The sequence below is a fragment of the Senegalia sp. (in: firmicutes) genome (assembly GCF_052088025.1).
Classification (GTDB): domain Bacteria; phylum Bacillota; class Clostridia; order Tissierellales; family SIT17; genus Anaeromonas.
Genome location: NZ_JBQCYD010000055.1, coordinates 1 through 14542, shown reverse-complemented (window position 1 = coordinate 14542; position 14542 = coordinate 1). Strand labels below are relative to the sequence as shown.

Below are 14542 nucleotides of genomic sequence, written 5' to 3'. Positions count from 1 at the left end.
CTGTAGAAACTTTAATTTAAAATAGCCTTGACAATACTTATAATTTGATATATCATAAATCAAACTAAATAATTAAATGCTATGATTAGGAGAGTAGTATATATTATTATTTTTAGAGAGATAATCCATTGGCTGTAAGATTATTAATAATAAATATATGAAAATCACCTTTTGAGCAAAATATCTGAAAAAAAGTAAGATGTTTCGTATAAATACGTTATGTTTATTTAAGTGATAGTATTTTTTACTATAATTTGGGTGGTACCACGGTTAAATCGTCCCTAAGCATATGCTTAGGGACTTTATTATTATAAAATAATTTAAGGAAAAGGGTGAAAAGATGAATAGATTTGAACAATTGTCAAATGAACCTGTAAAGAAAACAGAAAAAGATATCTCTGATTTTTGGGATGATATCAATGTATTGGAAAAGAGTATAGAAACACGTGAAGGAAAAGAGCCATTTATATTTTATGAAGGACCTCCAACAGCAAATGGTAGACCAGGCATACACCATGTTCTTGCAAGAACTCTTAAAGATTCTGTATGTAGATATAAGACTATGGATGGCTATCAAGTTAAAAGAAAAGCAGGATGGGATACACATGGCTTACCTGTAGAAATAGAAGTTGAAAAGAAATTAAATCTAAATAATAAACAAGAGATAGAAGAATATGGACTTGATAAATTTAATGAACAATGTAGGGAATCTGTATTTCAATATGAAAATTTATGGAGAGAAATGACTAAAAGAATGGCTTATGCTATTGACTTAGACAATCCTTATATAACACTTGATAATGACTATATTGAATCAGTTTGGTGGATATTAGACAAATTTAACAAAGAAAATATGATATATGAAGGACATAAAATATTGCCTTATTGTACACGTTGTGGGACTGGTCTTGCATCTCATGAAGTAGCCCAAGGCTATGAAGAAATTAAAACAAATACAGTTACAGTTAAGTTTAAGAGAAAAGATGTAGATGAATACTTCTTAGTTTGGACTACTACCCCTTGGACATTAGCAGCAAATGTGGCACTTACTGTGCATCCTGATGTAGAATATGTAAAAGTGAAATCAGAGGGAGAAATATATTATTTAGCAGAAGATTTACTTGCAAGTGTATTAGGTGATAAGGAATATGAAGTATTAGAAAAACTTAAAGGTCAAGATTTAGAATATATGGAATATGAACAATTAATGCCTTTTGTAAAAGCAGATAAAAAAGCATTTTTTGTAACCACTGCAGATTATGTAACCACTTCAGATGGTACAGGAATAGTTCATTCAGCACCTGCATTTGGTGAGGATGACTACAATACTGGAAGAAGATATGACTTACCTGTACTTCAACCTGTAAATGAAAATGGAAAATACACTACAACACCTTGGGAAGGCATGTTTGTAATGGATGCAGATATTGAAATTATAAAATGGCTTGCACAAGAAAATAAATTATTTAAAAAACAAAAAATGGATCATAATTATCCTCATTGTTGGAGATGCAAAACTCCACTATTATACTATGCAAAACCTAGTTGGTATATAGAAATGACTAAATTAAAAGATGAGTTAATAGAAAACAATAAAAAAGTTGACTGGTATCCAGATTATGTAGGAGAAAAAAGATTTGGAAACTGGCTTGAGAATTTAAATGATTGGGCAATATCTAGAAGTAGATATTGGGGAACTCCTTTAAATATTTGGAGATGCGATAGTTGTGATCATACTGAAAGTATAGCTTCAAGAAAAGAATTAGTAGAAAAAGCTATAGAAGATATAGATGAAAGCATTGAACTTCATAGACCTTTTGTAGATGATGTTCACATAAAATGTGAAAAATGTGATTCAACTATGACACGAGTAAAAGATGTAATAGATTGTTGGTTTGATAGTGGTGCAATGCCATTTGCACAACATCATTATCCTTTTGAAAACAAAGAAAACTTTGATCAATTGTTCCCAGCAGATTTCATCTGTGAAGGAATAGATCAAACAAGAGGATGGTTTTATTCATTACTTGCTATATCTACATTTGTAACAGGGAAATCACCATATAAAAAAGTATTAGTTAATGATCTTATACTTGATAAAGAGGGTAAAAAGATGTCTAAATCGAAAGGAAATACAGTAGATCCTTTTGATATGTTTGATAAATATGGTGCAGATGCACTTAGATGGTATTTACTATATGTATCTCCTGCATGGACACCTACAAAATTTGATGAAGAAGGATTAAAGGAAGTACAAAGCAAATTTTTCTCCACAATAAAAAATGTCTATAACTTCTTTACACTTTATGCAAATACAGATGGAGTAGACCCTACAACATTCAATATTGATTATAAGGATAGACCGGAAATAGACAAATGGTTACTTTCAAAATATAACAATCTAGTTAAAGTAACAAAAGGAAATATGGACAAATTTGATCTTACAAAAGTAGTAAGAGATATACAAGAATTTGTAAACGAAGATTTAAGTAACTGGTATATAAGACGTTCAAGAAGGAGATTTTGGGCAACAGAATTAACTGATGATAAAAAAGCAGTATATAATACCACATATGAAGTATTGCTTGGTATATCAAAAATGGTAGCTCCTTTTGCACCATATATTTCTGAAGAAATATATAAGAATTTAACAGATGATTTATCTGTACATGTAGATTATTACCCTGAGGTAAATGAAGATTTAATAGAGGATAATATAGAAGAAAAGATGGATTTAGTAAGAGAATTAGTTAAACTTGGTAGAGCATCAAGGGAATCTGTGAAGATAAAGGTACGTCAACCAATTGCAGAAGTTATTGTTGATGGAAAATATGAAGAATTAATTTCTGATTTAGTTCCTTTAATAAAAGAAGAATTAAATGTAAAAGAAGTAGTATTTGCAAAAGATTTAAAGGAATATATGAAGTTTAATTTAAAACCAAACTTCCCTCTTGCTGGACCAAAACTTGGTAAAGATATCAAATTCTTTGCTAAAGAATTAAATAATTTAGATGCTACAGACGCAGTTAGTAGATTAGAAAATGGAGAAAGTTTAAAGATTAGTCTAAATGGAGAAGATTTTACCTTTACAAAAGAATTAGTAGATATAAGAATAGAATCTAAAGAAGGATTTACTGTAGCAATGGAAAATAATTTGTTTGTAATATTAGATACAACTCTTAGTGATGAATTGATAAATGAAGGTTATGCTCGTGAGTTTATCTCTAAAATACAACAAATGAGAAAGAACAACGATTATCAGATGATGGATAATATTAAAATTTATTTTAATGCAGATGATGATATAAGTAGAGCAGTAGAAAAATATAGTGATTATATAAAAAGTGAAACATTAGCAACAGAGATAAGTATAGTAGAAGTACCTGATTTAGAAACTTATAATCTAAATGGACATGATACAGGAATAAGATTAGAAAAGATATAAAAAGTAAATTTAAAAAACGCTAGATTGAATTAATTCAATCTAGCGTTTTTTTTATTCATCTCTATTTGGCGAGCTACTATAAGCTTGTCTAGTTCTTGGCTTAATTTAACAACCTCTAAATTAGTTAACTCATTTGAATTCTTTCCTATTAAATTATTTAAACTTTCGCGTGTATTGTTTAATTTTAGTAAAATACTTTTATCCATTATTATCCCCCTCTATTTTGGTTCTATTTCCTCTATTCCCTTAATATAATTATATAACTATAGTTTAAAAAAATCAATCTATAGTTTAAAAAAATAAAACTATAATTATAATAATTTAAGGTATAAATAGTATAAAGCAAACTATACTTTTAATGTCGAATTGTGTATAATTAAAGGGTAGGGGGATGTAAAAGTGATTAGATCTAATTTACGGTTAATAATGGCTCAAAGAAGAATAAAGAATGTAACTGAAGTAGCAGAAATATGTAAAATTTCCAATCCTACTATCACAAAACTCAATAATGACAGAAAACTAGAATCCCTTAGTTTAGAAACTATATTAAAAATTTGTGCAGGACTTGAATGTACAATTGAGGAATTATTTGAAATTGATTATGAAAAAATAGAGGAATTATTAAAGTAAGAAAAAACTAATTGAAAAAAGTTATCATTTAGCTGTTTAAAATATTACATATTGGGAATATATAATATAGCAAGTGTTAATTTAAATATTTAAGGAGGAATTATTTGATGGAAAGATTAGTAGGAAAACCAGCACCAGATTTTAAAATGCCTATAGTAAAAGGCGATGGCAAAGATTTTGGTGAGATAAAATTAGAAGATTATAAAGGTGATTGGCTAGTATTGTTCTTTTACCCACTAGATTTCACATTTGTATGTCCAACAGAAATTACTGGATATAGTAAACAGTGCAACAAATTTGAATCAGAAGGTGCTAGGGTATTAGGGGTGAGTACAGATAGTGAACATTCACATAAAGCATGGATAAATAGTGATTTAGGAAAATTGAACTTCCCTCTAGCTTCAGATAAAACTATGAGTGTATCAAGAGATTATGGAATATTAGTAGAAGAAGATGGGGTAGCTCTAAGAGGATTATTTATAATAGATCCTGAAGGAATAGTCAGATATTCAGTAGTACATGATTTAAATGTAGGACGTAGTGTAGATGAAACTATTCGTGTGCTTAAGGCACTTAAAACCGGTGGTTTATGCCCAATAGATTGGGATGAAGGAGAAGATTTACTCTAAAATATATAATACCCCTGGCAATGCCAGGGGTATTCTTTACTCAAATTTATCATAAAATATTAATTCTTCAGGTATTCCTTTTTCCTTTAATGCTTCAACAGTTGAATCAATCATCCTTGGACTTCCACAAAGATAAGCTTCTTTGTTTTCCCCATCTCCCATGTGCTTGTCTATGGCATCAGTAACCCTACCAATATCACCCTTCCAACCATCTTCTTTTTTAGCTCTTGAAAGTGTTGGGATAAATCTAAAATTAGCTAGTTTATCTTCTATTTCCTTAAGTTCATCTAAAAGGAATAAATCATCAACATGTCTTGCACCAAAATAAAAAGTAGCTTTTCTGTCTATATTATTTTCAACCATATGATATAAAATTGAAAGTATTGGCGCCATTCCTGTACCAATAGCTACCATTACCATCTCTCTATCAGTATCTTGATAGAAAAAATCACCATAAGGACCATTAAACAATACTTCATCATTTTGATTTAAGTGATGATGAACATAGGTAGTAGCAACTCCCTCAGGAATATAACCTATTATAAGCTGCAATTTATTTTGAAGTAAAGGAGATGATGCTATAGAATAAGCCCTATATACTTCTTCGTCACTACCTTCATATTGTGGAGCTCTTAATTGGACATATTGTCCTGGTTTAAAGTCAATACTACCTTCCTTTATATCAAAGGTTAAATGTTTGATAGTAGGTGTTAAATCCACTATTTCTGAAACTACACCTTCATATTCTGCTACACTAAATAATTCTTCAGGTATTTCAATTTTTATATTTTCTTTTACCTTGACTTGACAAGAAAGCCTTACATTTTCCTTCATATCTTCAGGAGTTAGATAACCTAATTCTGTAGGAAGAACTGGTCCTCCTCCTTCTTTTACCTTAACTTTACAATATCCACAACTTCCTTTACCACCACAAGCTGATGGAATAAATATTTTTTCGCTTATAAGAGATGAAAGTAAAGTATCTCCACCATCTACAACATGGTCTTGGTCATTATTTATATTTATAATAACTTCACCATAATTTCCAATAGTACTTTTAGCAAGAGTTAAAAGGAAAGCTAAAATACCTGTTAGTCCTGATATTGTACCTACTGTAATTACAATTGTTTGCATTTTATCACTCCCTATTGTATCTGTGCTATTCCTGAGAAACCTATAAAAGCAAGAGCCATTAATCCTGTTATTATTATTGTTATTCCAGGACCTTCAAGTCCTTTAGGTACATTTGCATATTTTAGTCTTTGTCTAATTCCAGCTAAAGCTACTATTGCAAGCATCCAACCCAAACCAGAACCTAGTCCAAATAATAATGAAACTATTAAATTATAATCTCTAATTACCATAAAAAGTGATACACCAAGTATTGCACAATTTACTGTAATTAATGGCAAGAATATTCCAAGTGCATAATATAAGTTTGGAAGATATCTCTCTACAATCATTTCAACTAATTGTACAAATGCAGCTATACTTATTATAAAGACTATGAATCTCAAATATTCTAATCCTAACGGAATTAAAATATAATGATAAATCATATAATTAAGTGCTGTAGTAAATGTCAGAACAAAGGTAACAGCTTGACCAAGACCTAAAGATGTCTTTATTTCACTTGATACTGCAATGAATGAACACATACCTAAAAAGTTTGTGAGAATCATATTATTAGTAAATATTGAAGCAAAAAATACGACAAAGGGATTAAATCCTTCCATTAGCTAACAGCCTCCTTTTTGAGATTATCTTCTTCTTCACTTGGGAAGAGAGTCCTTGCTACCCATATAACTATGCCAAGCATAAAGAAAGCTCCTGGTGCCATTACCATTATAGTCCATCTTGTAAACCATTCTCCAAGCACCTCAAAACCAAATATAGAACCAAATCCTAATAATTCTCTAAAGAAAGCAATAATTAAAAGAACAATAGCATAGCCAGCACCTGATGCAATCCCATCTAAAAATGAATATAGAGGCGTATTATTTTGTGCATATGATTCGCATCTACCCATGATTATACAGTTTGTTATAATCAAACCTACATAAGGACCTAGTGCTTTACTCATAGAAGGATAATAAGCTTTTAGAGCTATATCAACTATTATTACAAAAGAAGATATTATAAGAACTTGAACCATCATTCTTATATGTTTAGGAGTATAATTTCTAAGTAATGATACAGTTAGTTCTGAAAATGAAGTAACAAATATAAGTCCTATTCCCATTACAAGTGAATTAAGCATTAAATTTGTCACTGCAAGTGCAGAACAAATACCAAGAACTTGTCTATATACAGGGTTGTCCTGCCATAGACCTAGTGTAAATATTTTTTTCGTCTTATTATTTGCCACTTAAATCTGCTCCTTTCATAATAGATTTAAATTCTTCTATATCTTCATTCAAAATATTTTTTACTGACTTAGAAGTAAGAGTAGCACCAGTAATTGCATCTATATTTCCATCTGTTGCAGGTTTATATTCTAAATAATTTTCACTTTGACCTTCTAAATCAATATCTCTAAACTGATCCTTAAACCACATTTCATCAATTCTACCGCCTAAACCTGGAGTTTCACTATGACTTACAAAATCAACTCCTAGAAGTGTAGATACATTTTTATCTACAGCAGCATAACCTTGGATAGTACCCCATAAACCATTTCCCTCAACTGGAAAAGCATAACCTAATTCCTTACCATCTTTTTCTGCCTTGTAAATAGTTGTATCCTCAACTTCTAATTGTTCTAAATGTTTTTCATATAATTCTTCAATTCTTTTATCATCATCTTCAGGATAGTCTATATCAAAAACATATAAAAGCGTTTTCCATTCATCCGTTTGTGCATTTTGCGCTACAACATCTTTGGTAGTATAGTTTAAAAGAGATAATACTAAGGTAAAAAAAGCAGTTATTAATATCATAAAAATAATAGGATAAGAAAATGATTTCTTTAAATTTTTCATGCTATAACCTTCTCTCTTTTAGCCTTTTTGCTCTTTTTGTAATATCTTACTCCTTCGTCAATTATAGGAGCAAAAGTATTTCCAATAAGCACTGCAAACATTATTCCACCAGAGAATAAAGCATATCCCCTTATAATAACAGTAACACATCCAATTAAAATTCCATATATCCACTTACCAGGTGTAGTTTTAGCAGCTGATATAGGATCTGTTGCCATGAAGACTGCGCCAAATAATATACCTCCACTTAAAATTCCAAATAAGGGATTTGGAACAGAAGTAGCGCCTAGAAGTCTTAAGATAAAGCTTAAACCTAAAAATCCTGTAATAACAGAAGCAATAATATGCCATGATGCAGTTTTAGTATAAATCAAATAAATTGCTGCAAGGATTATTAAGATAGCACTGGTTTCTCCTAGGGAACCAGAAATTTTTCCTATGAATAAATTAAAATAATCAGTTAGTTCTCCAGTTTCACGAAATTTAAGCATAGGTGTTGCAGTTGAAATAGTATCTACTGTAGCTGTAGTAAAACGAGTAAAGCCACCTAAAAAAGAATCGCTTACATTAGACCATTTGATAGTAAGTGGTTCTGGAAAAGAAACATAGACAAAGGCCCTTGCTACCAATGCTGGATTAAAAACATTTTTACCAAATCCACCAAATACAGCCTTACCAAAAACAACTCCAAATATAATTCCAAGTGTTGCTACCCAAAAAGGAGTGCTTGGTGGAAGAGTTAATGTGAATAGAATAGAAGTTACTATTACAGCCTCTGAGACCTTACCTTTGCCATATTTTTTTTCAAAAATATATTCTGTCGCGCATCCCCAAATGGTAGTCCACCCTATTAATAACAAAGACCTCCATCCAAAGTAATAGATAGATGCTAAAATTATAGGTATTAAAGAATATATAACTTTACGCATCATTTTTTGTTGCATAAAATATTTTTTTAGTTGAAAAGACAATATGTACACCTCCGTTATTTATTTTTTAACAATAGTATAAAAATACTAATATTCTTATACCCAATATATCATAAAACAAATAAAGAATACAGAATATTAATATATTTTGTGGTAGAATGTAGTAAGGGTGATTATATGAAAAAAATAAATGAAATAATTAATTTATTAAAAAATAGAGATGTGAGACCTTTGGGTATTGAAGCTGATTTTGCTGTACTTATACCACTAATATATATAAATAATGAACTACATATATTATATGAAGTTAGAGCTCACAATCTAAATACACAACCAGGCGAGATATCCTTTCCAGGAGGTAGGGTAGAAAAAGGAGAATCCTTTAAAGAAGCGGCAATAAGAGAAACAGTTGAAGAATTAAATATAAATAAGGGAAATATCGAAATAATAAATGGTATTGATTATATAGTTATGCCTTTTAATATGGGCATATATCCTTATGTGGGTATAATAAAAGGAATAGAATTTGAGGGTATAAATTATAGCAGTGATGAAGTAGAATCAATATTTACAGTTCCTTTAAAATTCTTTTTAGAAAATCAACCAGAAAGATATGATATGTCTTTAACCACTCAAATAGGAGATGATTTTCCATATCATCTAATAAATAATGGCAAGGCATATGACTGGAAGTCAGGCATATATCCAGTATTTTTTTACAGATATAATACCTATACAATATGGGGAATGACAGCAAGAATGACAAATAACTTTATAGATATAATAAAAAGTAGATGAGAAATTTTTCTCATCTACTTTTCTTCTATTAGTGGTTTAAAACTTGAAATTTTAACTTTGTTTTCATTTAATTTTCTCATTTCTAATGTTATCCAAATACCTGTAACTATTGAAGCTAATATATCCGATAATGGTGCTGCAGCCCAAAGTCCTTTTAGACCATAAAATTTTGGTAAAATTATAATTATTGGAATTAAAAATAACACTTGTCTTGATAAAGACAAAAACATTGCATGTTTAGGTTTTCCAACTGCTTGAAAATAATTTGAACATACTATTTGAAATCCTATTATAGGAAGAACATACAAAAATATTTTGAGTCCTTCTGATGCCATATTTATTAAATTTTGATTGTTTCCACCAAAGAAGGAAATCAATTGTACTGGAAAAATTCTAGTGATAATATAACCTGTAATAGTTATAGTAGTAGCACCCATTACTGCTAGCTTTAAAGTGGATTTTACTCTATCAAATTGTTTTGCACCATAATTATATCCGATAATAGGTTGAGCACCTTGATTTATACCAAATATAGGCATAAGTATAAACATTGTTATACTATTTATAATACCAAATGAGGCAATAGCAGTATCTCCTCCATAAGTTTGTAGATTATTGTTAAATATAGCATTTATAGCAGATGAAGCTATTTGCATCAAAAACGGAGCAGAGCCTATTGCAACAATACTTTTTACAACAGTTAACTTCAGTTTAAAATTATCTTTATGAATATTTAAAGCACTTTTACCACCAAAGAAATAAGATAATACCCATATTGCAGATGCGGCTTGAGATATAATAGTAGCAAGAGCTGCACCTCGTACTCCCATATTTAAACCAAATATAAATATAGGATCAATTATAATATTAAGTGCTGCACCTATAAGCATAGTGTACATTGCAGTCTTAGGGTTACCTTCAGCACGAATGAAGTTATTCATTCCAAATCCTACTGTTTGAAAAATAGCACCAGCAAGAATTATTTGAAGATAATCACGAGAATAAGGAAGCACTGCACTACTTGCTCCAAATAATTTAAGTAATGGGTTTAAAAATATTAAACCTAATGCAGAAATAGATATTCCTACAATTACAAGTAAAAACATACCATTACCTAATATTTTTTCAGCTTCTTCTTTTTTGTCTTCACCAAGCTTGATAGAAATTAGAGAAGTTGCACCAATTCCTATAAGCATACTAAATGCCATTATTATAAGCATAACAGGAAAACTTACAGTGATACCTGCAATACCAAGTTCTCCAACTTTTCGTCCTACATAAATCCTATCTATTGTATTATATAGTGCATTTACCATCATACCAACTATAGCTGGTATGGAGAATTTAAGCAATAATTTTCCTATAGGGGCACTGCCTAATAATTTTTGATTTTCCATATACTACACCTCACATTTTTTTCATTAAATCAACTATCAATTCCATACTGCTAGAAAAGTTTTCAATTTCTTTTTCATTTAAATTTTCATATAAAATTTTCATTGCATCATCAAAGATTTCTTTTTGATATTTCATATAATTTTCACCCTTTTCAGTCAAGGATAACAAATATTTTCTTCTATCTTTTTTATCTATTTCTCTTGTTAATAATTCTTTTTCTATCAAAGAATCAATAAGACTAGTAAGACTTCCCTTTCTCATACCTAGATAATTACCTAAAGTAGAAGGGGAAAGTTCTTTGTGTCGTCCTAAAGTCATAATAGCTCTATTTTGATTTTTATTACAATTATATTCTTTATAATCAGTAGTTCTAAATATCTTTCCTATCTTACTATGAAACAATGCAGTAAATTCTAGCAAATTATTATTTGTATGCGTTAAATTAGTTCCCAAAATCTCACCTCGATTTTATTTAGACTCCCGTTTAGTTAGAATTCTTACTATTAGTATTCTAACTAAATAAAGAAAAAAAGTCAAGGTATTATTAGAAAAAAGATATGAAAAAATGTATAATGATATTAATATATATTAGGAGTGATTATATGCAAACAATAAAAAAGATAAACACAAAAGATAAAAAGAAATTTTATGGATATTTAAATTTGAAATTAATAGGATTAATATGTGAAGAAGAAGATTGGCTTGCTAATCTATCTAATACTTCAGCCCTTTTAGGATTATTAGTAGAAGATATAAATTGGGCAGGATTTTATCTATATAAAAAAGGAGAATTAGTACTTGGTCCATTTTGGGGCAAACCTGCTTGCACTCATATAGAAATAGGTAAAGGAGTTTGTGGAACTGCAGCAGCAAGCAGAAGTGTACAAATAGTAGAAGATGTAAATAAATTTGAAGGTCACATTGCATGTGACGCAGCTTCCCGTTCAGAAATAGTATTACCCATAGTAAAGGAAGGAGATTTAATAGGAGTATTGGATATAGATAGTCCTATAACAGATAGGTTTGATAAGGAAGATGGAGAGTATTTGAAAAGTTTTGTAGATATATTAAATAAATATGTGAACTATGAAGATGTAAGATAGATAAAAAAGTTCCGTTAATTTAAATTAACGGAACTTTTTTAAGCTTAAGTGCATCTAATTAGTAAAGGCAAGAAAGGAAGTGATTAAAATAAATGAGTTAGAGATTAAATATCTAATAAAACAGATAAAAAAAGGAAAATTAGAATTTTTAAATGAATGGATAATCGAAAGAAAAGGAAAATTATATAAAATTGCTTGGTCATATTTATATAATCATGAAGATATAGAAGATGTTTTCCAAGATACAATTTTAAAAGTATATGAAAATATAAAGAAATTACATAAGAAAAAATATTTTGAAACTTGGTTTATAAGAATACTCATAAATGAATGTAAAATGAAACTTAGAAAGAGAAAAAAGGAAGTTTTAAAAGCAGAAATAACATATGAAAAAAAACATGAAGATAATTATAATTTTTATGAAGAAATTAACAAATTAGAAGATAAATTTAGGGAAGCTATAGTGCTTAAATATATTTCGCAGTACACTCAAGAAGAAATAAGTGAAATATTAGATATCCCCATAGGCACAGTAAAATCAAGAATATATAGAGGGTTAAAAGAGCTTAGAAAACTAATGCAGGAGGTGTAATGATGGAGTGTAAAAAATGTAGAGATAAACTTATCGATTATATAGATGGAAATATACAAAATGAAGAAGAAATAAAAAAACATTTAAAAGAATGTGAAGAATGTAAATTAGAATATGAAAATTTAAAAGAAGTAGTAGGATATCTGAAGATAAATAGCCAAAATATAAATACAGATAAAAAATTGAATTTAAATAAAAATATAAGAAAGAATAAAATATCAAGCATTGGAAGAACTGGACTTATAGCAATATTTCTTTCCATATTTTTAGTAGCTACAGCATTTGCAGCTGAAAAATTAGGGTTCTTAGATTGGTGGAAGGACTCTAGCGAAATTCGAACCAATACATGGGAAGAATTAATAGAAAATGGTGTCGGCCAGAAATTAGATAAAAGTATGATAGATAATGGTGTAAAAATAAGTGCAAAAGGAATAATAGCAGATGAAATAAACACATTAGTTCTCTTAGAAGTAGAAAATTTAGATGAAGATAGAAGGTTAACACCATCCTATAATACCTCTAAATATCCTAGTCGACCACCCTTGCCTGTAATAGTAGAAGGGGACATAGAAAATTTTTATGAAGATACCCCCCCACTAGTTAATTCTTATAGTATTTATACTGAAGATGAAAACAAGGTAAATATATTAGTAAGCACAGATACTATGACCAAAGACAAAGGAAAATTCACACTAAATATAGATATATTACAAACTATGATAAATGAAAGTGAAGAGGATATTAAATATGTAGAAGGAAATTGGACATTAGAAATAGAAGGAGAAAAAATACCTTCAAAATCTTATAAAGTAGGAAAAGAAATAGATTTAGATGGAAATAATCTAATAATAGATGAAGTAGTCATAGCACCAACAACTACTCAGATAAACTATAGGTATAAGGAATATAATAAAGAAAAAAGGTATAACTTAGATTCAATAGATTTTTCCATGGAATATAAGGGAGAAAGTTTTGCTAATTCACCTATAAGTTACGATAAATATTCTGATTATGAAGCAGATGATCAAGGATATATAAAAAGAGAGGATCATTTATATCCTCTATATCTAAATGATCCAAAAGAAATCACTTTAAATATAGATACAAAAAGATATTCTACTAGAGGTGAAAGGTATTATGATATAGATTGGGAAAATTTACCTGAACGGGTAGAATATAATGGAAGTGAATTAACAGTTAAAAGTATAGATATAGGGGAAGAAGAAACAGAAATAATAATAGAAGAAGATTATAGTAAAGATAGGAAATATTTAAAATCAAATATAACTTTTATGAAATCTAGTAATCTAGAAAATAAAGAATATGATAAACCTTATATGCATAGTGGTGATTATCTTTTTAGAGGTGAATATACAAAATATGAAGTTATAAATACTAATACAGATGAAAGTGAAGATAAATTAAAAGGATTTGAGAATAATAAGGAATATGTTCATGCAGAAGAACAAAAATTCACTATAAGAAAAAGCGATTTTGCAGAAGCTGGAATGTCTGATTTGTATAAAGAGAAATATATAACTCCTGAGTATCTAGTGATTCAAAGCCAAGAATATATTGATTTTCCGGATAAAAGTATAGATATAAAATTGAAATAATAGAGTTATAAAAAATGTTAAATGCCTTCTAGTTATGATAAAATAATGACTAGAAGTTATTTTTTTGTAATGTGTTTAAGGATTGTAAGTTGAAATAAAAATTCATGAAATATAATAAAAAAGACAATAAATATTCAATAATAGGCTCAGTATCTATTTATTAGTTAAAAAAGAAAATAAATATAGCTCCTATGGACTCTTGATTTCAGCTAGTCTCGTGTAACTTATTTTTCTCTATGTTTGGCATGGAAAAGGTTAATTTTTTAATGAGTAGCAAGAATATAGGATTTCAATATTTTGAAAGTTTTTATACATTCATTAATACTTCTTATTTTGTTTTACTTGTGCCTTTGCTCCATAAGGTAATATCAAAGATGATAAGGCGCTAATGAGTTTGTCTTAATAAGAATTAAGTAAAACT

15 protein-coding genes and 1 other annotated feature are annotated in these 14542 nt (G+C 29.0%); of the genes, 7 read left to right on the top strand and 8 right to left on the bottom strand.

Features of this window, described 5'->3' with window-relative positions:
- The first annotated feature begins 72 nt into the window (after positions 1 to 72).
- Positions 73 to 286: a binding site (T-box leader), on the top strand.
- Between the two features lie 54 nt (positions 287 to 340).
- Positions 341 to 3445, top strand: a complete 3105-nt coding sequence (gene ileS, locus ACTHUW_RS11405) for an isoleucine--tRNA ligase (protein ID WP_442199058.1) — start codon at positions 341 to 343, stop codon at positions 3443 to 3445.
- A 29-nt stretch (positions 3446 to 3474) separates the two neighbouring features.
- On the opposite strand, the gene ACTHUW_RS11400 is transcribed toward ileS, so the two are convergent.
- On the bottom strand, positions 3475 to 3651 hold the full coding sequence (locus ACTHUW_RS11400) for an aspartyl-phosphate phosphatase Spo0E family protein (RefSeq protein ID WP_442196963.1): 177 nt from the start codon (positions 3649 to 3651) through the stop codon (positions 3475 to 3477).
- Between the two features lie 193 nt (positions 3652 to 3844).
- On the opposite strand from ACTHUW_RS11400, the gene ACTHUW_RS11395 reads away from it, so the two are divergent.
- Positions 3845 to 4075, top strand: a complete 231-nt coding sequence (locus ACTHUW_RS11395) for a helix-turn-helix domain-containing protein (RefSeq protein ID WP_442196962.1) — start codon at positions 3845 to 3847, stop codon at positions 4073 to 4075.
- 107 nt (positions 4076 to 4182) lie between these two features.
- Positions 4183 to 4704 carry a peroxiredoxin gene (locus tag ACTHUW_RS11390; RefSeq protein WP_442196961.1) on the top strand — a complete coding sequence of 174 codons (522 nt, stop codon included), beginning with the start codon at positions 4183 to 4185 and terminating at the stop codon, positions 4702 to 4704.
- 36 nt (positions 4705 to 4740) lie between these two features.
- Here ACTHUW_RS11390 and ACTHUW_RS11385 read toward each other — a convergent pair whose 3' ends face one another.
- The 5 genes from ACTHUW_RS11385 to ACTHUW_RS11365 are packed head-to-tail and all read right to left on the bottom strand — an operon-like array spanning position 4741 to position 8656.
- A complete protein-coding gene (locus ACTHUW_RS11385; protein WP_442196960.1) occupies positions 4741 to 5838 on the bottom strand; it encodes an NADH:ubiquinone reductase (Na(+)-transporting) subunit F in 1098 nt (365 codons plus the stop codon).
- Positions 5839 to 5849: 11 nt separating this feature from the next.
- Positions 5850 to 6440 carry an NADH:ubiquinone reductase (Na(+)-transporting) subunit E gene (locus tag ACTHUW_RS11380; protein ID WP_442196959.1) on the bottom strand — a complete coding sequence of 197 codons (591 nt, stop codon included), beginning with the start codon at positions 6438 to 6440 and terminating at the stop codon, positions 5850 to 5852.
- Entirely contained in the window at positions 6440 to 7072 is a 633-nt protein-coding gene (locus tag ACTHUW_RS11375; protein ID WP_442196958.1) for an NADH:ubiquinone reductase (Na(+)-transporting) subunit D, read from the bottom strand. Before ACTHUW_RS11375 ends, ACTHUW_RS11380 begins: the two co-directional genes overlap by 1 nt.
- Positions 7062 to 7685 (bottom strand): FMN-binding protein, encoded by a 624-nt coding sequence (locus ACTHUW_RS11370; protein ID WP_442196957.1) that lies wholly within the window; start codon positions 7683 to 7685, stop codon positions 7062 to 7064. The genes ACTHUW_RS11375 and ACTHUW_RS11370 overlap by 11 nt, the downstream gene beginning before the upstream one ends.
- A complete protein-coding gene (locus tag ACTHUW_RS11365; protein ID WP_442196956.1) occupies positions 7682 to 8656 on the bottom strand; it encodes an RnfABCDGE type electron transport complex subunit D in 975 nt (324 codons plus the stop codon). Before ACTHUW_RS11365 ends, ACTHUW_RS11370 begins: the two co-directional genes overlap by 4 nt.
- A gap of 135 nt (positions 8657 to 8791) precedes the next feature.
- Here ACTHUW_RS11365 and ACTHUW_RS11360 point away from each other — a divergent pair, with 135 nt between their 5' ends.
- A complete protein-coding gene (locus tag ACTHUW_RS11360; protein WP_442196955.1) occupies positions 8792 to 9412 on the top strand; it encodes an NUDIX hydrolase in 621 nt (206 codons plus the stop codon).
- A gap of 14 nt (positions 9413 to 9426) precedes the next feature.
- Here the strand turns inward: ACTHUW_RS11360 and ACTHUW_RS11355 are convergent, their stop codons facing one another.
- Entirely contained in the window at positions 9427 to 10809 is a 1383-nt protein-coding gene (locus ACTHUW_RS11355; RefSeq protein WP_442196954.1) for an MATE family efflux transporter, read from the bottom strand.
- 10 nt (positions 10810 to 10819) lie between these two features.
- Positions 10820 to 11263 carry a MarR family winged helix-turn-helix transcriptional regulator gene (locus ACTHUW_RS11350; protein WP_442196953.1) on the bottom strand — a complete coding sequence of 148 codons (444 nt, stop codon included), beginning with the start codon at positions 11261 to 11263 and terminating at the stop codon, positions 10820 to 10822.
- A gap of 149 nt (positions 11264 to 11412) precedes the next feature.
- Here ACTHUW_RS11350 and ACTHUW_RS11345 point away from each other — a divergent pair, with 149 nt between their 5' ends.
- From ACTHUW_RS11345 to ACTHUW_RS11335, 3 genes are all read left to right on the top strand, one after another.
- Positions 11413 to 11913 (top strand): GAF domain-containing protein, encoded by a 501-nt coding sequence (locus tag ACTHUW_RS11345; protein ID WP_442196952.1) that lies wholly within the window; start codon positions 11413 to 11415, stop codon positions 11911 to 11913.
- Positions 11914 to 11992: 79 nt separating this feature from the next.
- Entirely contained in the window at positions 11993 to 12505 is a 513-nt protein-coding gene (locus ACTHUW_RS11340) for an RNA polymerase sigma factor (protein WP_442196951.1), read from the top strand.
- A 2-nt stretch (positions 12506 to 12507) separates the two neighbouring features.
- Positions 12508 to 14121 (top strand): DUF4179 domain-containing protein, encoded by a 1614-nt coding sequence (locus ACTHUW_RS11335; protein WP_442210404.1) that lies wholly within the window; start codon positions 12508 to 12510, stop codon positions 14119 to 14121.
- Positions 14122 to 14542 lie beyond the last annotated feature (421 nt).